19 protein-coding genes and 1 tRNA gene are annotated in these 18120 nt (G+C 60.9%); 10 read left to right on the forward strand and 10 right to left on the reverse strand.

Annotation, left to right across the window (positions count from 1 at the left end; translation table 11 throughout):
- Window positions 1-144: 144 nt before the first annotated feature.
- Window positions 145-1503 (forward strand): methyltransferase family protein, encoded by a 1359-nt coding sequence (locus ABL914_RS04190; RefSeq protein ID WP_391561906.1) that lies wholly within the window; start codon window positions 145-147, stop codon window positions 1501-1503.
- Here the strand turns inward: ABL914_RS04190 and ABL914_RS04195 are convergent.
- From ABL914_RS04195 to ABL914_RS04210, 4 genes are all read right to left on the reverse strand, one after another.
- Entirely contained in the window at window positions 1500-1799 is a 300-nt protein-coding gene (locus ABL914_RS04195; protein ID WP_391561907.1) for a putative quinol monooxygenase, read from the reverse strand. The two genes, ABL914_RS04190 and ABL914_RS04195, sit on opposite strands and share 4 nt — an antisense overlap.
- Window positions 1800-3170, reverse strand: coding sequence for a glutamate--cysteine ligase (locus ABL914_RS04200; protein ID WP_391561908.1), 1371 nt, complete (start codon window positions 3168-3170; stop codon window positions 1800-1802).
- Window positions 3171-3221: 51 nt separating this feature from the next.
- Window positions 3222-5108 carry a proprotein convertase P-domain-containing protein gene (locus tag ABL914_RS04205; protein ID WP_391561909.1) on the reverse strand — a complete coding sequence of 629 codons (1887 nt, stop codon included), beginning with the start codon at window positions 5106-5108 and terminating at the stop codon, window positions 3222-3224.
- Window positions 5109-5227: 119 nt separating this feature from the next.
- Window positions 5228-5986 carry a 16S rRNA (uracil(1498)-N(3))-methyltransferase gene (locus tag ABL914_RS04210; protein ID WP_391561910.1) on the reverse strand — a complete coding sequence of 253 codons (759 nt, stop codon included), beginning with the start codon at window positions 5984-5986 and terminating at the stop codon, window positions 5228-5230.
- Between the two features lie 44 nt (window positions 5987-6030).
- Between ABL914_RS04210 and ubiA the strand changes: the two genes are divergently transcribed.
- The 3 genes from ubiA to ABL914_RS04225 are packed head-to-tail and all read left to right on the forward strand — an operon-like array spanning window position 6031 to window position 7989.
- Window positions 6031-6939, forward strand: coding sequence for a 4-hydroxybenzoate octaprenyltransferase (ubiA, locus tag ABL914_RS04215; protein WP_391561911.1), 909 nt, complete (start codon window positions 6031-6033; stop codon window positions 6937-6939).
- Window positions 6932-7381, forward strand: a complete 450-nt coding sequence (locus tag ABL914_RS04220) for a COG3650 family protein (protein ID WP_391561912.1) — start codon at window positions 6932-6934, stop codon at window positions 7379-7381. The genes ubiA and ABL914_RS04220 overlap by 8 nt, the downstream gene beginning before the upstream one ends.
- A gap of 2 nt (window positions 7382-7383) precedes the next feature.
- Window positions 7384-7989, forward strand: coding sequence for an SOS response-associated peptidase (locus ABL914_RS04225; protein ID WP_391561913.1), 606 nt, complete (start codon window positions 7384-7386; stop codon window positions 7987-7989).
- Here ABL914_RS04225 and ABL914_RS04230 read toward each other — a convergent pair.
- Together ABL914_RS04230 and argJ are read right to left on the reverse strand one after the other, a co-directional pair.
- Entirely contained in the window at window positions 7986-8789 is an 804-nt protein-coding gene (locus ABL914_RS04230; RefSeq protein WP_391561914.1) for an inositol monophosphatase family protein, read from the reverse strand. The genes ABL914_RS04225 and ABL914_RS04230 overlap by 4 nt on opposite strands.
- The gene (argJ, locus tag ABL914_RS04235; protein WP_391561915.1) at window positions 8786-10024 is read right to left on the reverse strand and encodes a bifunctional glutamate N-acetyltransferase/amino-acid acetyltransferase ArgJ; all 1239 of its coding nucleotides are present in this window, start codon (window positions 10022-10024) and stop codon (window positions 8786-8788) included. The genes ABL914_RS04230 and argJ overlap by 4 nt, the downstream gene beginning before the upstream one ends.
- 97 nt (window positions 10025-10121) lie before the next feature.
- Between argJ and ABL914_RS04240 the strand changes: the two genes are divergently transcribed.
- Window positions 10122-10880: an energy transducer TonB gene (locus ABL914_RS04240; RefSeq protein ID WP_391561916.1), complete on the forward strand. Its 759-nt coding sequence runs from the start codon at window positions 10122-10124 to the stop codon at window positions 10878-10880.
- On the opposite strand, the gene ABL914_RS04245 is transcribed toward ABL914_RS04240, so the two are convergent.
- The 3 genes from ABL914_RS04245 to ABL914_RS04255 form a co-directional block, all read right to left on the reverse strand.
- Window positions 10881-11759: a hypothetical protein gene (locus ABL914_RS04245; protein ID WP_391561917.1), complete on the reverse strand. Its 879-nt coding sequence runs from the start codon at window positions 11757-11759 to the stop codon at window positions 10881-10883. It lies immediately after the preceding gene.
- A 29-nt stretch (window positions 11760-11788) separates the two neighbouring features.
- Window positions 11789-12589, reverse strand: coding sequence for a 23S rRNA (guanosine(2251)-2'-O)-methyltransferase RlmB (gene rlmB, locus ABL914_RS04250; RefSeq protein ID WP_391561918.1), 801 nt, complete (start codon window positions 12587-12589; stop codon window positions 11789-11791).
- A gap of 69 nt (window positions 12590-12658) precedes the next feature.
- Window positions 12659-12744, reverse strand: a tRNA-Tyr gene (locus ABL914_RS04255).
- A 161-nt stretch (window positions 12745-12905) separates the two neighbouring features.
- Here ABL914_RS04255 and ABL914_RS04260 point away from each other — a divergent pair.
- From ABL914_RS04260 to ABL914_RS04270, 3 genes are read left to right on the forward strand one after another with little or no spacing between them, the layout of a single operon-like run.
- The gene (locus ABL914_RS04260; RefSeq protein WP_391561919.1) at window positions 12906-14033 is read left to right on the forward strand and encodes a beta-ketoacyl-ACP synthase III; all 1128 of its coding nucleotides are present in this window, start codon (window positions 12906-12908) and stop codon (window positions 14031-14033) included.
- Window positions 14033-14782 carry a phosphatidylserine decarboxylase gene (locus ABL914_RS04265; protein ID WP_391561920.1) on the forward strand — a complete coding sequence of 250 codons (750 nt, stop codon included), beginning with the start codon at window positions 14033-14035 and terminating at the stop codon, window positions 14780-14782. Before ABL914_RS04260 ends, ABL914_RS04265 begins: the two co-directional genes overlap by 1 nt.
- 41 nt (window positions 14783-14823) lie before the next feature.
- A complete protein-coding gene (locus tag ABL914_RS04270; protein ID WP_391561988.1) occupies window positions 14824-15555 on the forward strand; it encodes a CDP-alcohol phosphatidyltransferase family protein in 732 nt (243 codons plus the stop codon).
- Here the strand turns inward: ABL914_RS04270 and ABL914_RS04275 are convergent.
- A complete protein-coding gene (locus ABL914_RS04275; RefSeq protein ID WP_391561921.1) occupies window positions 15512-15757 on the reverse strand; it encodes a hypothetical protein in 246 nt (81 codons plus the stop codon). The two genes, ABL914_RS04270 and ABL914_RS04275, sit on opposite strands and share 44 nt — an antisense overlap.
- Window positions 15758-16080: 323 nt before the next feature.
- On the opposite strand from ABL914_RS04275, the gene rpsB reads away from it, so the two are divergent.
- Both rpsB and tsf read left to right on the forward strand, forming a co-directional pair.
- The gene (gene rpsB, locus ABL914_RS04280) at window positions 16081-16974 is read left to right on the forward strand and encodes a 30S ribosomal protein S2 (protein ID WP_391561922.1); all 894 of its coding nucleotides are present in this window, start codon (window positions 16081-16083) and stop codon (window positions 16972-16974) included.
- Window positions 16975-17049: 75 nt separating this feature from the next.
- The gene (gene tsf / locus ABL914_RS04285; RefSeq protein ID WP_391561923.1) at window positions 17050-17994 is read left to right on the forward strand and encodes a translation elongation factor Ts; all 945 of its coding nucleotides are present in this window, start codon (window positions 17050-17052) and stop codon (window positions 17992-17994) included.
- Window positions 17995-18120 lie beyond the last annotated feature (126 nt).

The following is an 18120-nucleotide window of genomic DNA, read 5'->3' on the forward strand; positions in this document are numbered from 1 at the left end:
CCTGTGGGCAGCGTTGCGGCCCTTGCAGGGGCAATCAGCCCCTGCTGCGCACCGCGCCTCGCCACAGGGTTCCACAACTCAATCAGGATGGTACAATGTCATGTCTTCACGCTCTAACCACTGTTCGGCTATGGCCCGGTGGTCATGACACCGAGCCAAACCCTGTCCGCACCGCGGCCAACCAGCGACGTTTCCGCAATAACCGGCCTGCTTGGGTTGGCCGCGCTGTCTTGCTGGATACTGATCTGCCACTTCTGGCCCGATCTGGTGCGCAGCTTCGATCTGCCTAGCCGTCCAGAGCGGTTGACCGGGCCAAATGCCGCACTGACAGGTTTGATCGTGTGTGCCGCACCGATGGTGCTGTGGGAAGTGTTGGTCTGCAAGGTTCATCGCCGGGCATCGACCGGGATCGATTGGGATAGTCCGCGCCCCTTGGCCAGTGTGATCGATGTTTCGGTCACCAAGCTGGCGGGGCTGTGGGCTACCTGGGCATTGATCGGCGCGCTCTATGCAATGGCGCGGTGGTATTGGCATCCGCCCTACCTGATTTCGATGCAGGTGCTGGGCAGCGCAATTGTGCCAATGTTCCTGTTTTCAATCCCTTATGTGTTGTGGCTTGACCGTGTTCTGAAAGAGCCGCGCGATGGTTGCTGGCATTTTGGCGCGATGCTGGTCGGGCGTGAGGCATATGATCCTGAGAAGGTCTGGATCCATCTGCGCGCCTGGGCCGTGAAGGGCTTTTTCACAGCCTTCATGATCATGATTGTGCCGGGCGGTTTCCAGAACCTGGTAGAGCCCGATTGGTCAAGCCTGTATCTTTCCTCGTCCGGCCTGCTTAGCCCGGTTGGCGTGGCGACACTGCTGATCACGCTGATGTTCGTGATCGATGAGCAGATCGGCACAGTCGGCTATATCCTGACGGTCAAGCCGCTTGATGCGCATATCCGCTCGGCCAATCCCTATCTTGCTGGCTGGTTGGCCGCGCTGATGTGTTATCCGCCGTTCCAGCAGATGAGCCCTGGTGATCGGCCGCTGTTCTATCAGCATGACAGCCTTAGATTTGGCGATGAAAACTGGGCCCACATCTTGCCCCAGATTCCGGTGCTGCAATGGTTCTGGGCCGGCTTGCTGATAGTGCTGACTGCGATTTATGCCTGGGCAACAATGGCCTTCGGTATCCGGTTCTCAAACCTGACCTACCGCGGAGTTCTGACCAACGGCCCATACAAATACACCCGCCATCCAGCCTATCTTGCGAAGAATGTTTTCTGGTGGTGTGCGGGCATGCCCTTTGTGGTCAATCCGTATTCATTGCTGGAATCAGTCCGCAACGCGTTCTTGCTGGGCTGCGTTAGCGCGATTTATTTCTGGCGCGCCAAGACAGAGGAAAAGCACCTGCTGGCCGAAGACCCCAAGTACCGGGAATATTCTGACTGGATGGACCAACACGGGCTGATCACCAGCCGGCTCAACCGGGCCTGGGCGGCACTGAAGCGGCGCTAAAGCGGAACCCCTGCGTCTGCATCATAGACCATGATCTCGCGCTCACTCAGCCCAAGTGCCGTGCGGTCGCGCTGCCACTGCGCCATGTGCGGCATCTGCATGTGGGCATCCAGCTGCTTGCGGCTTTGCCATAGTTCACTGACCCGGATCAGGCCCGGATCAAGCACGTCTTCGCCATAATTGTACTGCACACAGCCCTGTTCGGCGCGGGTCGCTTCGATCACCTTGCGCATAACGGGGCGGGCGTCATCCATCCGCTCGGCCGGAAAGCGGAACTGGCCAACAACGACAATCATCTAGAAGCTTTCTTCATAGACCCGGGCAATATCGCCGCCCCATTCGCCGTGATATTTATCGAGCAGGCGCTGGGCCGGAACCTTGCCGGTGCGGACAATTTCGTCGAGCGGGTTCAGGAATCCGGCTTCGGTATCGCCCATCGAATTCTGCCGATTGCGCGAATTTAACCCGGCGCGGCTGATCGCCAGCACATCGGCGGCGATGTCTTTCAGTGTGCCGCCGCCCGGGATTGGCGCATCCAGCCCCAGCCGCGGCACCGCCGCGCGCAAGGCTTCGCGACCTTCCATGTCCCAGCCTTTGACCAGATTCCAGGCCGCATCCAGCGCTTGCTGATCATAAAGCAGCCCGACCCAAAATGCCGGCAACGCGCAGATCTTGTTCCACGGACCGCCATCGGCGCCGCGCATTTCAAGAAAGCTTTTGAGCCGCACTTCCGGAAACGCGGTGGACAGATGATCGATCCAATCGCTTTCGATTGGCAGCTCACCGGGGAGGGCGGGGAGTTTACCTTGCAGAAAATCGCGAAAGCTTTGCCCAGCGGCATCGATATATTTGCCGTCACGGAACACAAAATACATCGGCACGTCGAGCATATATTCGACATACCGATCATAGCTGAACCCGTCTTCAAAGACGAACCCCAGCATGCCGGTGCGGTGCGGATCGGTATCGGTCCAGATGTGGCTGCGGTATGAAAGGAAGCCATTGGGCTTGCTCTCGGTAAATGGTGAATTGGCAAACAGCGCTGTGGCAAGCGGCTGTAGCGCAAGCGAGGTGCGGAATTTCTGCACCATGTCAGCCTCGCTGCTGTAATCAAGATTGACCTGGATCGTGCAGGTCCGAAGCATCATATCGAGGCCCATCGAACCCACCCGCGGCATATGCCGCAGCATGATCGCATAGCGGCCCTTGGGCATGATCGGCAGTTCATCGCGGGTCTTGTCGGGCCACATGCCCAAACCTAGAAAACCCTTGCCGGTCTTGCCGCCGATTGCCTTGACCTGATCCAAGTGGCGGCCGGTTTCGGCGCAGGTCTGGTGCAGGGTTTCCAGCGGCGCGCCTGAAAGTTCCAGCTGACCGGCCGGTTCAAGGCTGACGGCGCCATCGCTACCGCTTAACGCAATAACGTTGCCGCCTTCGATTATCGGTTCCCAACCGTACTGGGTCAATGAATTCAGCATATCGCGAATCCCGCCCGGCTCTTCATAACTGGGGGCATGGTGATCGCCGGTACAATAGACCAGCTTTTCATGCTCAGTGCCGATCCGCCACCGTTCCGGCGGTTTTTCGCCCTTGATCATCGGGGCGATCAATTGATCGCGATTCTCGATTATGGGATCGTTGCGATTTGAAACTTGTCTCGTGCTCATGGCCGAGAGGTATCGTTTTGCAGGCGCTTTCGCCAACGAAATTTTCGGATGCTAGTTGATAGTAACGGTATAGGTCAGAACCACGCTGGAACCAGCGTTCAGCGATGGCGCGCTGCCCGAAATGGTGCTGCCGCTGATCGATCCGCCAACCGGATCGCTTTCGTCCGCGCCGGCGGCGTTGTCATCTTCAAGCGTCGCAGCGCCGCCGCAGCTGGTGCCCGATCGCATGCTGCCAGCCACAAAGCTTACATTTCCAGGCAGGCTGTCGCTCAGCGCAATCGTGCTGGCGCTGGAGCTACCATCGTTGGTGATGGTCAAGCAGTAGCGCATGCTGGCTCCAGGCATTGCCTTGGGATTGGTGGTTCCGTTGACCGGGTCGGTAAGGACGGTGCTCATCTTGGTTACGTTGACGTTGGGCACTGGCCGGCACAGGGTGATATCGTGGATCGAAATGGCTTGTGCGCCGGGATTACTTGGGGCCAGCGAATGATTGCCATACTGGATCACGATCTGGTCGACCGGGCTGGTGAAGGTCACCACCACGTTGCCGTTGGCCTGGGGATCGCTGGATGTGCCATCGCCAAAGGCGCTGTTGCCGATCACATAATTGGAGATCCCGTTGGTCAGCGTGGGGATCACAGCTACGCCGTTCAAGTACCCGGTAACGGTGACTTTGTCGGCGAACTGGCCGGCTCCATAGTCGACATCAAACAGGCGAAATTGTGCACCCTGTGCCGCCGTTCCCAGCGAGATTGTGGTGGTCACTACCTGACTGGTGTTGGTCATATCGACGAGCTGGGCCAACGAGAACTGAGCTGGCGAATAGCCGCCTGCAATCACGGACTGCCGGGTTGGTGATTGCCCGCCCAAGGCGCTGTCATTGAGGAAGACTCCTGGGTTGGTGATCCCAAAATTTACGGTGCCGATCCCGGTCAGCGTGTAACTGTTGGAAGTAGCCCCGGCGTTCCATGAAACGCTGTCCCAGTCGAACACGGAGGTGCCAGCGGCGCAGGTCAGTGTCGGTGCACTTCCGGCGGTGCGAGTGGCATTGGCGGTGAAGGTCGCAGTTGCCCGATCATCCTCTCCGTTGACCCCGTTGTTCGGCGTTGAATCGCTATCGACGACCGATGAGCTATAGACTTCGGCCGTATTGGTAACGCTCGTCCCGTTGCTGGCGGTTACGATCGCGGTGATCGTCAGCGATGCATTTGCGCCGATTCCCAAGCTGCCGACTGTCCAGTCTCCGGTGGAGGAATTGTAGCTTCCTGCTGTGGCGGTTGCGCTCACAAACGACAGTCCGCTGGGCAGTGCATCGCGGACTACCACGCTCGCTGGATCGATCGAACTTGCCGAATTGGCGACGGTCAGTGTGTAAGTTACGGTTGAGCCGGCAGCCGGAGCCGTGTTGCTGAGCGACATCGCCAGCGAAAGATCGGCAAAGGTGGTGCCGGTGATGTAAAGATCGGACCGGGTGAAAGTGCCGGTATCAGCGACGGCGCCATCGCAGATTGTCAGCGTCCAGGTTCCTGCCGATGTCTGGCCATTGAAGGCGGAAAGCGGGCTGCTTGGCTGGAATGAGTGTGCGTAGGGGGGAACCGCTGCAACCGAATCATTGCTGAAGGAATTGTGGTTGGTGATCGATTGGAATGCCGCATCGTTGAACAGATCAGACAGATTGTCGCCGTCGCCGGCGGTAAAGTTCATCAGCGAAACCACTGTGCCGGCCGGAGAGGTCAGGGTCACATCCAGATCGGCGCGAAACGTATGGCCAAGCGCTACGCCGATATCCACATCGGTGATGATAAGGTTTCCGGTCACGTTGAAAGTGCGGATCAGCGGCGCGCCGCCGCAGGTCAGATCATCAATCGCACCGCTGACCGAATTGGTGTACTGGTTGGTTACGGCCAGCGCAGCTGTACCCGTGCTGCTTAGCACCATGGCGATAAGCCAAACCAGCGCGCGCGCAATGCAGCGGACCATGCGAGACGGAGCGGCGAAGTTCATCCCGTCCTTTTGCCGCAGTCATGGCTAAGGCAGGGTTGCCGGGGGGCTAAGTGCTAGTCCCTGGTTTTCGTCCAATCGCCGCAGGTTGCCATCCATAATGCAGTTCCCGCAATCGCAGCGGTTTCACCGCGCAGAATTCGCGGGCCAAGGGTAATCGCGTGGGCATGGGACACGGCGCGAATGGCGGTGCGCTCAGCCGCGTCAAAGCCGCCTTCGGGGCCAGTGAGGAGGGCGGCCGGGCCGGGATTTGCGGCGAAGCGCTGCACGGCAGGATCGCCGCCGCTTTCATCAGCAAAGAACAGCGCGCAGGCCGGGTCCCAGTGTTTCAGCATGGCGTCCAGTCTGATCGGCGCGGCGATCTGGGGAAGCGCGGTGCGGGCACATTGTTCGGCGGCCTCGATCAGGATCGCGCGGGCACGGTCAAGGTTGAGCTTGTCCGCCACGCAGCGCCGGGTCAACACCGGCTGGATGGTCCGCACACCCAGTTCGCAGGCCTTTTCCAGCACCAGATCGAACCGATCCTTCTTGAGCAGCGCCGCGCACAATGTGAAATCGGGCACCTGTTCGCGCGGGCGCAGCAATGCCTCGCAAGTAACCTGCACTTCGCGCTTGCCAGCATCGACTACCCGCGCGGCCCATTCACCGGTCAGATCATCGCACAGCACCACTGCATCGCCCGCGGCGATCCGCATGACGCGCGAGAGGTAGTGCGCTTGCGGTCCCTCAATCGTCAGCTGCGCGCCAGCGGCAAGCTCTTGGGCAACAAACAGTCGCGGTGTACTCTTGGGCGGCCAGGCGGGGGTGGCGGGCATGGATATGCTCTAGCGGAATTTCACCGCGCGGCTAGATAGCGAATATGTCTGCACCCGTCGAAATCGTTCCCGATACCGAACATAAAGGACTTGTCGCTGCCTTGCCGCAGCCGCTGCGCGATTATGCCCAGCTGGCCCGGTTTGACCGGCCGATCGGCTGGTGGCTGCTGTTCTGGCCGTGCGCCTGGGGCCTGCTGCTGGCCGGCGGGCAGGGGCAGTGGGCGCTGCTGGCATGGCTGCTGCTCGGCTCCATCGCGATGCGCGGGGCGGGGTGTGTCTATAACGATATCGTCGATGCCGATCTGGACCGGCAGGTTGCGCGCACTGCGCTGCGCCCTGTCGCCAGTGACCGGGTCAGCAAGCGCGCGGCGTGGGGCTGGCTGGTGCTGCTGTGCCTGATCGGGCTGGTGGTCCTACTGCAATTGCGCTGGCAGGCGCAACTGGTGGCGCTGGGCAGTCTGGCCTTGGTGGCGGCCTATCCGTTCATGAAGCGGATCATGGGCTTTCCGCAGGCCTGGCTGGGGCTGGTGTTCACCTGGGGCGTTCCAGTCGGCTGGGTGGCTTTGCGCAGTGACCGGCTGGATGTGATGGCCGCGCTTTATGCCGGGGCAGTGCTGTGGTGCGTGGGCTATGACACGATCTATGCCTGCCAGGACCGCGAGGACGATGCCATGGTCGGGATAGGATCAAGCGCGCTGACTTTGGGCAAGCACCTGCGCGCCGGGGTGGCGGGGTTCTATGCCGGAGCCGTTGCGCTGTGGGCGCTGGCGGTCTGGCTGCTGCGGCCCGATCCACTGGCGCTGCTTGCGCTTTTGCCCGGTGCGGCGCACCTTGGCTGGCAGGTTTTGACGCTGGAGGATGGCGATGCCGATAATGCCCTTGCGCGGTTCCGTTCCAACCGCTCGCTTGGCCTGCTGGTCGCGGCGGCCTGCTGGGTGGTTGGCAATGCGTAGCGCGGTGCTGGCCGGGTTGGTCTTGTTGGCGGGGTGCGACCGCACGGCAAGCGTGCCTGTTGTTGAAGCAACCAGTGATGCAGCCACCGTGCTGGCTTCGCAAGTCGCCGAAGTGACCGCCAAGCCTAGCAGTTTGGTTGTGCCACCTACTCTTAGCGTCCTGCCAAGGCACGCTTTTGGTACTGAGCCCTTCTGGTCATTCGAGATTCGTCCGGACACGTTGCGATATTCAACCCCTGAGGTGATGGACATCGAACTGAAGGCGAACTTGGAGCAGAAGGACGGTATTTTTCGCTTTACGGCGGTGCTTCAGGGCAAGCCGATCGTGCTCAAAATCGAAGCTGGCGAGTGCAGCGATGGGATGAGTGACAATCTCTATCCCTACAAGGCTGAGTTTACTTGGAGAGGTAAGACCGAGCGCGGCTGTGCAAAGCTGACCTAGCAATGTGCAACCTCTACCGCATGACCAAAGGCACCGCCGAGGTGGCCAAGCTATTCGAAGTCGAGCCCGATCTTGCGGCCAACTACGCGGCTGAAGTCTATCCCGGATATCCCGGGCTGGTGATGGCCAATGGCCGGGCGCAGTCGATGAGCTGGGGGTTCCCGCTGGTGCTGAAAGGCAAACAGGGCCAGCCGCTCAAGCCCAAGCCTGTTACCAATGCCCGCGATGACAAACTGCAAACGGGCTTCTGGCGTGACAGCTTTGTCCACCGCCGCTGTCTGATCCCGGTGACGCAGTGGGCTGAGCCACAGGGCGCTGCCGGGCAGATGACCCGCAGCTGGTATTCGCTGCCAGACCGCGAGGTGATTGCGGTCGCCGGGCTATGGCGCAGCACTGCCGAATGGGGCCCGTGCTACACCATGGTTATGGCCGATAGCTCGCCCCAGATGGCCCAGGTGCATGATCGGATGCCGGTTATTCTTGAGCCCGGCGAATGGGACCAATGGGTGAGCGGATCGGCCGATGATGTGCTGGCGCTGGTCCGAACCTGGCCCGGGCCGCTGATTGCCGATCACACTGCGGATCGTTGGGTAACGGGCAGGCCCTAAACCGCCGCCAACCTGAAGGCCAGTTCCTCCCACAACTGCGGGCTGGCCGCGCCGATCAACCCCGGCAGGTGTGCTTCATCTACCCGGTAGGCCCGCCCATCGGGCCGCGCCGCCATGCCGCCGGCTTCATTCACAAACAGCACGCCGGCAGCATGATCCCAGGCCAAAGTGCGTTCAAAGATCGAGCAATCGTTCACCCCCAGCACCAGCCGGGGATATTGTTCTGCGGCGCAGCGCGGAATATCGGTGAGGGTATAGTGCGGGGCGATATGGTCCTTCATTGCCTGGCGTTTTGCAGGGTCCATGAAGACCAGGCTGATCGCGGCGATGGGCGGCTGTGCTCCGGTGGTTTGTGCCGTAATCCGATCTTCGCCGATGAACGCGCCAGCGCCGTGGTGGGCGTGGGCCAACCGCCCGCTCAGCGGATCATAGATCCACCCGGCCACCGTCTCCCCGGCTTGCGATAGCGCAACCATAACCCCGAACGGCGGCTTTCCGGCGGCATAATTGTTGGTTCCGTCGATCGGATCGATGATCCAGCACAGCGCGTCGCCCAGCCGGTTTAGCAGGGCAGGATCGGCATGGGCGGCTTCCTCGCCCACGATTGCCGCTTCGGGCAGCAGACTGGCAAGGCCCTCGGCCAAGATCAGTTCGGCCTCCTTGTCAGCAATTGTTACAACATCATCAGCCGCCTTGGCATCGATCTGATCGGCGCTGAGCGACTGATAGCGCGGCATGATTGCGCGGTTTGACGCTTGCTGCAGGATTGCGGACACCGGCCCGGTCAGCCCAATCGTCAACTCCGGTAATCCGCGTTGATCGAGATATAACCGTGGGTCAGATCGCAGGTCCACACGGTGGCGCGGCCTTCGCCGATGCCCAGATCAACCTCGATGCTGATATCGCGGCCCTGAAGGTGGGCGGCAACCGGGGCTTCGTCATAATCCGCCAGCGGCTGGCCTTCGCGGGCGCACCAGGTGCCGCCAAATCCGATCGAGAGCCGATCACGATCAGCCGGTTCGCCGGCCTTGCCCACGGCCATCACAACCCGGCCCCAATTGGCGTCCTCACCGGCAATCGCGGTTTTGACCAGCGGCGAGTTGGCCACGGCCAGGCCAATTACCCGCGCGCTTTCGTCCGAAACCGCGCCGGTAACTGAAACCGCGATGAACTTTTGCGCGCCTTCACCATCGCGCACTACCAGATGGGCCAGTTGGCGGCAGACATCGTGCAGCGCGGCGGCGAAAGCATCGGCGCCGGGGCTGTCAAACGATCCGAGCACGGCATTGCCAGCCGCGCCGGTGGCAAAGGCCAGCACGCTATCGCTGGTTGAAGTATCGCTATCCACGGTGATGCAGTTGAAAGTGTTCTTGTTGGCCGCGCTCAGCAATTGCTGCAGAAACGCCGGGGCCACTGCGCAATCGGTGAAGATGTAGCCCAGCATGGTCGCCATATCGGGCGCGATCATCCCGCTGCCCTTGATGATTGCGCACAGCGTGATGGTTTTGCCATCAACCACCGCGGTGGCCATGGCGCCCTTGGCAAATGTATCAGTGGTCCCGATGGTGTTTGCGGCATCTTCCCAGCCGCAAGCATCGGCCAGCAGCGCGGCCTTGATCCCGGCCTGCGCCTTGTCCTTGGGCAGGGGCACCCCGATCACCCCGGTGGAGGAGACGAAGACCTGCTCTTGCGGGCAGCCAAGCGCACCCGCCACTTGCCCCATGATCGCTTCCACCGCCTCGCGCCCGCGATAGCCGGTGAAGGCGTTTGAATTGCCGGCATTGACCACCAAGGCCCGCGCCCGGCCCTGCTTGATATTGTCGCGGCCAAGTTCGACCTCGCTGGAACAACAGACATTGCGGGTGAACACCCCGGCCACCGCGGTGCCCTCGGCCAGTTCGGCATAGGTCAGATCACAGCGATCGTGTTCCTTGGCCCAGTCCTTGTAGCCGGCGCGCGCCACACGCAGCGTGACCCCGGCTATCGGCGGCATTGCAGGAAACGGCTGGGCGAGGGGGGAAGAGGTGTCAGACATGGTCTTGCCGCCTTAGGTTTGCCGGGCGCAGCGGACAAGTGCTTGTGCAGCATGAGCGGGGTGCTAGTTTGGAACTATCGCTTGAGGGGAGTCGCGCATGCGTTTGGTAATGGCTGGAATTCTGATCGGTGGCGTTACCGTCACCGCCGCACCAGCGCAGGCCCAGGGCAACTGGACGCCGCAGGCCAGCCCAGTGCCCGCGCCGCCGCCGGTTTACTATCCGCCGCCGGCACCACCGCCGATACCCAAGCCGCCAAGCTCAACCAAAGCGCGCGTGGCGATGCCGGCTGAAAATCCTGGAACCTGGGCTACCAACGACGATTATCCCGCAGAATCGCTGAGGGCGGGTGAGCTGGGCACAACCGCCTTTCGGTTGACAATCGACACGACAGGCAAGGTTTCGCGCTGCGATGTAACTTCATCAAGCGGCCATTCACGCCTTGATGAAACGACGTGCCGCTTGATGGCCGAGCGCGGATTGTTCACGCCCGCTGTTGATGCCAAGGGCAAGCCCACCACAGGATCATGGTCCAGCCGATTCCGGTGGGTCATTCCCGACAATAAGATGCCTGTAAGTCTGGGCGCGCCGTTCAAGCGTGTGCAGTCTTTCATCATCGAAGCCGATGGCACAGTTAGTGAATGCAAGTTTACATTGAATGGGGTGGCCGAGCCGGTCGAATCTCCCGGCAACCCTTGCAGTCATGGCGCTGTATTCGCGCCCTATACCGACGCTGCGGGCAAACCCGTGCGTCGGTTGATGGTGCTTACGATTGAAGCGACTGTCACCGATCCCGATGCCCCGCCGCCGGTTGTTGTCCCTGCCGCTGCGCCTGCTCCAAAGCGGCGCAAGCCTTGATCACTTTGCCAGTTGCAGCAAGGCCATCGGCGCGGCCGGGTTCTGGATGTTCATTTTCCATTCCAGCCGCTGGCCGGCCGGATCGACTTTGGGGCCGTCTTCGGTGTTGTTGGCCAGGATTGCGGCGTCGGAGGTCAGGGTGAAGGTGCCGTCAAATTTTGGGATACCTGGCAGGTTTTTGCCATCATCGCCTGAAGCGGCCATCCCCGCGGCAAGGCTGCCCATGCCAAGGCTTTTTGCGCCCGCGCCGCTGTTGTCTTCCATGATCGGTGAGTTGATCCGGACCGTTCCATCGGCGCGGCGATTGATTACCAGAAACGGCGTAACCGCAGCCATCCGCTCAATCGAAGGGAACGCAAAATCATGATCGAGCCGGGATGAGATCGTAAAATCAACCTCATAGACCCCATCGCCCTTGTAGGTAACAGTGCGCCATCCGGCCTGCTTGCGCAGCCGCGCCGCCAGCTCTTCGCCGGCCTTGGGGTCGTTCGGATCAATCCCGCCCATCAGCATCGTCATCGCATCGCCGCGTTCTTTTTCGCTCTTGGCTGCGTTTTTCTGGTCTTCCTCCCAGACGGCCTTTTGTTCCGCGATTTCAGCCTTGGTGCACTCACGCTCCTCACCCTTCTTCTCATCGAAGCAGGTGGTAGGTTCGAATGCTGGTTGACCCGCTTCGCCCATTTTGGCCATGTCCATCAGCTTGGTCAGCCCCAGCACCAGGATTTCGCCCTTGTAGCTATAGGTAAAGCGGCCGTCCTTGCGCAGATCCAGCGTCTCAGCGAATTTGCCGGGCAAAACAAAACATGCCGCCAGCGCAAGCGAGAGCACGGCGGCAAATCCGGCAGCGGCGATCCGGCGCAGGTTGAGCGGCATGGTCATGAAGCAAATCCCCGATAAGGTAATGGGCGTCAGGTGCGAGTTGCAGCAGCGTATAGCGCGATTGCTGCGGCATTGGAAACGTTGAGACTTTCGATCGCGCTGCTGATCGGCAGGCGGGCAATTGCATCGCAGTGCTGGGTGATATTGTGACGCATCCCATCGCCTTCAGCCCCCAGCACCAGCGCGACCGGCCCGGCTGGCAATGCCTCTGCCAAAGTTGATTTTCCGGTCCCGGCCAGCCCGATCCGCCAATATCCGGCCTCGGCAATTTCTTCGAGTGCGCGGGCCAGGTTGACCACGCGGACCCACGGCACGGTCTCCAGCGCGCCCGATGCGCTTTTGGCCAAGGTGCCCGATTCGGGCGGAGAATGGCGATCCTGGGTGATGATCGCAGCCGCACCAAAGGCCGCCGCAGAACGCATGATCGCGCCAACATTGTGCGGATCGGTAACCTGATCCAGAACCACCAGCGGGCGGGCCGGATCGCCATCCAGCACCTGATCGATGAACACATCTTCCAGCCCATCGCAATCCAGCACCAGCCCCTGGTGCGGCGCATCGCGCGCGACCAGCCGGGCCAGATCGGCTGCCGATGCCCATTCAACCGAAAAATCGCTGGGCAGTTCGCCATCAAGGCTGGCCACGCCTTCGCGGGTCGCCCACAATTTGCGGTGATTGCGCTCAGGGTTGAGCAAAGCGGCTTCTACCGCATGGCGGCCCCACAGCCGCACGGCACCGGTGCTGGCACGGCCAGATCCGCGCCCGCCCTTCATCCGCCCGGCGCGGCCGCGCAGCGCGCGCGATGGTTTGTCTTCGGGGCGGCGGGTCATGAGTGATTGTCCTTGTGCATGGCGCTTCCCTGCCAGCGCGAAGGGCCGGGGGCAAGGGATGAAGCTGGGTGGTGGACAGGGCTGGATTCGAACCAGCGTACGCTCTCGCGGGCAGATTTACAGTCTGCTGCCATTAACCACTCGGCCACCTGTCCACACCAGCTTGCCGGTGTCGGGTTGCCCCGATGTATGCTGCCCACAATAGGGGCATCCGGCCGAGGAAGCGCGCCAATGCCGAAGCGCGCGCGTGGTGTCAATGGGGGAATGGGGGCGAATGGCTTGCGGGCGGGGCTGCCCAGCGGTAGAGCACCCGGCTATGAGCGCTATCACCCCTGTTATTTCCGCCACCGGCCTTTTCACCCCGCCGGATTCGATCAGCAACGAAGAGCTGGTCACCTGCTACAATGCCTATGCGCAAGGCTACAATGCCGATCACGCGGCGCAAATAGCTGAAGGCAGCGTGGCCGAATTGGCGCTCAGCTCGGTTGAATTCATCGAGAAGGCCAGCGGCGTCAAATCGCGTTTCGTGATGAGCAAGGCTTCGCTGCTTGATCCCGAAGTAATGGTTCCGCGTTGGCCAGAGCGGCCGAACGAGGACATTTCGGTGATGGCTGAAATGGGCGTGGCGGCTGCGCGTGATGCGCTGGCGCGGGCCGGGCGCGATCCGAAAGACGTTGATGCAGTGCTGTGTGCAGCATCAAATATGCAGCGGCCTTATCCAGCCATGGCGATTGAAATTCAGGAAGCTCTGGGAATCGAAGGCTTCGCCTTTGACATGAATGTCGCCTGTTCTTCGGCAACGTTCGGGATCCAGACTGCGGCCGATTTTGTCCGATCGGGTAATGCCCGTTCGGTGCTGGTAATCAGCCCTGAGATTTGCACCGGCCACAACAATATGCGCAACCGCGATAGCCATTTCATCTTTGGTGATGTGGCCACGGCCGTTCTGGTGGAGTCCAAGGATATGGCCCCAGCGGCGCACTGGGATATCGTCGGAACCCGGTTGAAGACGGTCTATTCGAACAACATCCGCAACAATTTCGGTTTCCTCAACTGTGCTTCGCCCGAGACTATCGGTGCGCCTGACAAGCTGTTTATCCAGGAAGGCCGCAAGGTTTTCAAGGAAGTGGTGCCGATGGTATCGGCAATGATCGCCGATCATGCCGGGGCGTTGGGGATTGACCCGGCCGGGCTGCGTCGGTTGTGGCTGCATCAGGCCAACCAGGGGATGAACCGGTTGATATCGCAGCGCGTGCTGGGCCATGAAGCCAGCGAGGATGAAAGCCCGACCGTGCTGGATACCTATGGCAATACCTCCAGCGCAGGCTCGATCATCGCATTCCACCAGAACAGCGAAGATCTGGTGGCCGGCGATGTGGGTGTGATCTGTTCCTTCGGTGCGGGCTATTCGGCCGGAACCGTTTTTGTGCGGAAGGCCGCCTGATGGCTGGTGATATTCTTGACAATCGCGGCCGCGGTGAAGCCAGCTGGGGCTGGCCTTCAACGCACCCCGAAGGCCGCAAATTCATGCTGATTGCTGCGATTGTGGCGGCCGGCTGCGCCTGGATGGCGTGGGAAACGCTGGCCTGGCCGCTTGCCGCGCTGGTCCCGGCAATCGGCGCTTTTTTCCGCGATCCAAAGCGGGTTACGCCGCTGGGCGATAATTTGGTGGTTGCCCCGGCCGATGGCCTGATCACGCTGATCCGGCAGGTCGATCCGCCGCGCGAACTGGTCCAGGACGATGGCACTGGCCAGCCCGGCTTGCCCAATGCGCCGATGACCCGGATCTCGATTTTCATGAGCGTGTTCGATGTCCACATCAACCGCGCGCCGATTGGCGGCACGGTACGCAGGGTGGTCTATATTGCCGGAAGTATGGTGAACGCCAGTCTCGACAAAGCCAGTGAAGAAAATGAGCGCCAGCATCTGTTGATCGAACGCGCCGATGGCCGGGCGATTGCCTTTACCCAGATTGCCGGGTTGATTGCGCGGCGGATCGTGCCGTTTGTCAAACCGGGCGATATGGTTGCGGCCGGTCAGCGGATCGGCCTGATCCGGTTTGGCAGCCGGGTTGATGTCTATCTGCCCGCCGGGACAGAGCCCAAGGTGCTGATCGGGCAGCGCACGATTGCCGGTGAAACCGTGCTGGCCGAATTGGGCGCAGCCATGCTGATCGAGGGTGTGCGTCAGTGAGCAATGATGGTCCTCGCGCTGGCGGGCTGACCCTGCGGGCCATGGTGCCCAATGCAATTACGGCTGCGGCACTGTGCGCCGGGCTAACGGGGATCCGGTTCGCGATCACCGGCGATTTTGACAAGGCGGTGCTGGCGATCGTGGTCGCAGGCATGCTTGATGGGCTTGATGGGCGAATAGCGCGGCTGCTCAAGGCGCAATCGCGGTTTGGCGCAGAGCTGGATAGTCTGGCCGACAATGTCTCGTTCGGGGTGGCTCCGGCATTGATCCTGTTTTTGTGGTCGCTGGAACAATTGCCCCGGATCGGCTGGTTTGCAGCGCTGGCCTATGCGATTGCCTGCGCACTGCGGCTGGCCCGGTTCAACGCCCGGATCGATCTGGCGGATGAGCCGCGTAAGGCTGCAGGGTTCTTTACCGGGGTTCCTGCGCCGGCCGGGGCAGGGTTGGTGTTCTTGCCGATGTATTTGTGGATGGTATCGGACAACGCCCAGTTCCGCGATCCATGGCTGGTCAGTCTGTGGTTGGTGGCGATGGCCTTTTTGATGATTTCCAGCCTTGCGACGCTGAGCTGGGGGAAATTGCGCCCACGCAAAAGCCTGCGTCTGGCGCTGATATTGCTGGTTGGATTGACTGCGGCGGGCTTGATCGCCGAACCGTGGTGGACGCTTATCGGGATCAGTGCTGTCTATCTGGCCTTGCTGCCAGTGGGGACAATCCTGTTTGCACGGTTCAAGCGGCAGCGCGCAGCGGCGCCGGGATCCGAGCCGGCCTGATCGGCAGCGCAATTACATTGCTGTTGCGGATCACGATCACTTCACGGATTGTATAGCGCAGCTCGCGGGTTTGCGGCGCGCTATCCAATGCCTGACGGATTGCGGAAACCCGTGGCAAAGCCGCCCTGACCGATCCGATCAGCGATCCAAACGCGATCAATCCCGAAACAGCCAGCAACAGTGCAAATTCAACCGTGAACATCATGCGTTCCTTTTCTGCTGCCTGTGTACAGACTTGTGGATAGACCGTGGATGAACTATACCGTTTCCAGTTTGTTCTCCTGTCGCCATATGTTCTTGATATGTTCCGTATGTCAAGCGGCGAATTAGACCGGCGGCAACTTTTTACCAAAACTCTGCTGGATTTTGCGCAATGGCGCGGCTATGGGCGCGCAGCCTGCATGGTTCAGCACACCGCTGCGCCACAGGCAAATCCACATGGGATGCGACTTGCATACCGGTGCCGCAGCGGGCCAATACCGCACGGTTCCAGCATCCCAGAGGTTGAACCGGAAGGAATTTCTTATGGCGGCTCCCGTCGTAACCATGCAGCAATTGATTGAGGCCGGCGCACACTTCGGCCACCAGACCCACCGCTGGAACCCGCGGATGAAGCCGTACATCTTCGGCGCCCGCAATGGGGTTCACATCCTTGATCTGTCGCAGACCGTGCCGTTGTTCGCCCGCGCGTTGGAATTCATCGACGCCACTGTCCGCGCTGGCGGAAAGGTGTTGTTTGTAGGTACCAAGCGCCAGGCGCAGGAACCGATTGCCCAGTCCGCGCGCCAGTGCGGTCAGCACTTCGTCAACCACCGCTGGCTGGGCGGCATGCTGACCAACTGGAAGACCATTTCGGGTTCGATCAAGCGCATGAAGACGCTGGAAGAACAGCTTTCGGGTGATACTGCCGGCCTGACCAAGAAGGAAGTCCTTCAGCTGACCCGCGAACGCGACAAGCTGGAGCTTTCGCTGGGCGGCATCCGCGATATGGGCGGTATTCCCGACGTGATGTTCGTGATCGATGCCAACAAGGAAGAGCTGGCAATCAAGGAAGCCAACGTGCTGGGTATTCCGGTTGTGGCGATCCTCGATTCGAACGTTTCGCCTGATGGCATTGCCTTCCCGATCCCGGCGAATGACGATGCCAGCCGCGCTGTGCGGCTGTATTGCGATGCCGTTGCCGCTGCTGCGACCAAGGGCCGCCAGGATGGCGTTATCGATTCGGGCGTTGATGTTGGCGCACTGGAAGTTGCTCCGGTTGAAATCGCGCTGGTTGAAGCACCGGTTGCTGAAGAAGCTTCCGCTGTTGAAGCAGCCCCGGTTGCCGAAGAAGCACCTGCCGCTGAGGAAACTCCGGCTGTCGAAGAAGCTCCGGTTGCTGAAGTAGCAGCTGCTGAAGAACCCGCAGCCGAGGCCTGAGGCCTGATAACAAAACTGTTGTGTGCCGGGGCCAATGGCCCTGGCCACCAGTCTAATTCAAGAAGGACAAGTCCGATGGCTTACACTGCCACTGACGTAAAGAACCTGCGTGAGCGCACCGGCGCCGGCATGATGGATTGCAAGAAGGCCTTGGACGAAACCAATGGCGATATGGAAACTGCAGTGGATTTGCTGCGGGCCAAGGGCCTTGCCGCCGTCGCCAAGAAGTCCAGCCGTACAGCGGCTGAAGGCCTGGTTGGCGTGGCCGTTTCCGGGACGAAGGGCGTTGCTGTCGAAGTGAACTCGGAAACCGATTTCGTCGCCAAGAACGATCAGTTTCAGGATTTCGTGCGCAAGACCACCGAAGTCGCGCTCGGCGCCGGCTCGGACGATGTCGATGCGCTGAAGGCATCGGCCTATCCGGGTGGCGGCACCGTGGCTGATACCCTGACCGCCAACGTTGCGACCATCGGTGAAAACCAGCAGGTCCGCCGAATGAAGACTGTTTCGGTTTCTGCCGGTCTGGTCGTGCCCTATATGCACAATGCCGCCGCGCCGATGCTCGGCAAGATTGGCGTGCTGGTTGCGCTTGAATCCGAAGCCGGTGCCGATGTGCTCGAGCCGCTTGGCAAGCAGATCGCGATGCACATCGCCGCGGCTTTCCCGCAGGCGCTTTCGGCTGATGATCTCGATCCCGAAGTGCTGGCGCGTGAGCGCAAGATTGCGCTGGAAAAGGCCGTCGAGGAAGCCACCACGAGCGGCAAGCAGATCCCGGACGACATCCTCGCCAAGCGCGCCGATGGCGCCGCCGCGAAATTCGCCAAGGACAACGCGCTGCTTAGCCAGGTGTTCGTGATGGACAACAAGACCCCGATCGCCCAGGTCGTCGAGCAGGCCGGCAAGGCCGCAGGCACCAAGATCGTGCTGACGGACTATGTCCGCTTTCAGCTGGGCGAAGGCATCGAAAAGGTTGAGACCGATTTCGCGGCCGAAGTTGCAGCGGCCGCCGGCTTGAGCTGAGCTCTTCGCTGTGAATATCGAAAAGGGCGTAGGCAGCGATGCTTGCGCCCTTTCCATATGAATTCGCCGTGCAGTTCTTGGCATTGCCATGCCATCGGTATAAGGCCGCTCAAACCCTTCGAGAGC

Source organism: Novosphingobium sp., assembly GCF_040079535.1.
Taxonomy (GTDB): Bacteria; Pseudomonadota; Alphaproteobacteria; order Sphingomonadales; family Sphingomonadaceae; genus Novosphingobium.

Coding starts and splice junctions, on each gene's coding strand:
- ABL914_RS04190 (WP_391561906.1), top strand. CDS start 145: ATGACACCGAGCCAAACCCTGTCCGCACCGCGGCCAACCAGCGACGTT.
- ABL914_RS04195 (WP_391561907.1), bottom strand. CDS start 1,799: ATGATTGTCGTTGTTGGCCAGTTCCGCTTTCCGGCCGAGCGGATGGAT.
- ABL914_RS04200 (WP_391561908.1), bottom strand. CDS start 3,170: ATGAGCACGAGACAAGTTTCAAATCGCAACGATCCCATAATCGAGAAT.
- ABL914_RS04205 (WP_391561909.1), bottom strand. CDS start 5,108: ATGGTGCTAAGCAGCACGGGTACAGCTGCGCTGGCCGTAACCAACCAG.
- ABL914_RS04210 (WP_391561910.1), bottom strand. CDS start 5,986: ATGCCCGCCACCCCCGCCTGGCCGCCCAAGAGTACACCGCGACTGTTT.
- ubiA (WP_391561911.1), top strand. CDS start 6,031: ATGTCTGCACCCGTCGAAATCGTTCCCGATACCGAACATAAAGGACTT.
- ABL914_RS04220 (WP_391561912.1), top strand. CDS start 6,932: ATGCGTAGCGCGGTGCTGGCCGGGTTGGTCTTGTTGGCGGGGTGCGAC.
- ABL914_RS04225 (WP_391561913.1), top strand. CDS start 7,384: ATGTGCAACCTCTACCGCATGACCAAAGGCACCGCCGAGGTGGCCAAG.
- argJ (WP_391561915.1), bottom strand. CDS start 10,024: ATGTCTGACACCTCTTCCCCCCTCGCCCAGCCGTTTCCTGCAATGCCG.
- ABL914_RS04240 (WP_391561916.1), top strand. CDS start 10,122: ATGCGTTTGGTAATGGCTGGAATTCTGATCGGTGGCGTTACCGTCACC.
- ABL914_RS04245 (WP_391561917.1), bottom strand. CDS start 11,759: ATGACCATGCCGCTCAACCTGCGCCGGATCGCCGCTGCCGGATTTGCC.
- rlmB (WP_391561918.1), bottom strand. CDS start 12,589: ATGACCCGCCGCCCCGAAGACAAACCATCGCGCGCGCTGCGCGGCCGC.
- ABL914_RS04260 (WP_391561919.1), top strand. CDS start 12,906: ATGAGCGCTATCACCCCTGTTATTTCCGCCACCGGCCTTTTCACCCCG.
- ABL914_RS04265 (WP_391561920.1), top strand. CDS start 14,033: ATGGCTGGTGATATTCTTGACAATCGCGGCCGCGGTGAAGCCAGCTGG.
- ABL914_RS04270 (WP_391561988.1), top strand. CDS start 14,824: ATGGTGCCCAATGCAATTACGGCTGCGGCACTGTGCGCCGGGCTAACG.
- ABL914_RS04275 (WP_391561921.1), bottom strand. CDS start 15,757: ATGTTCACGGTTGAATTTGCACTGTTGCTGGCTGTTTCGGGATTGATC.
- rpsB (WP_391561922.1), top strand. CDS start 16,081: ATGGCGGCTCCCGTCGTAACCATGCAGCAATTGATTGAGGCCGGCGCA.
- tsf (WP_391561923.1), top strand. CDS start 17,050: ATGGCTTACACTGCCACTGACGTAAAGAACCTGCGTGAGCGCACCGGC.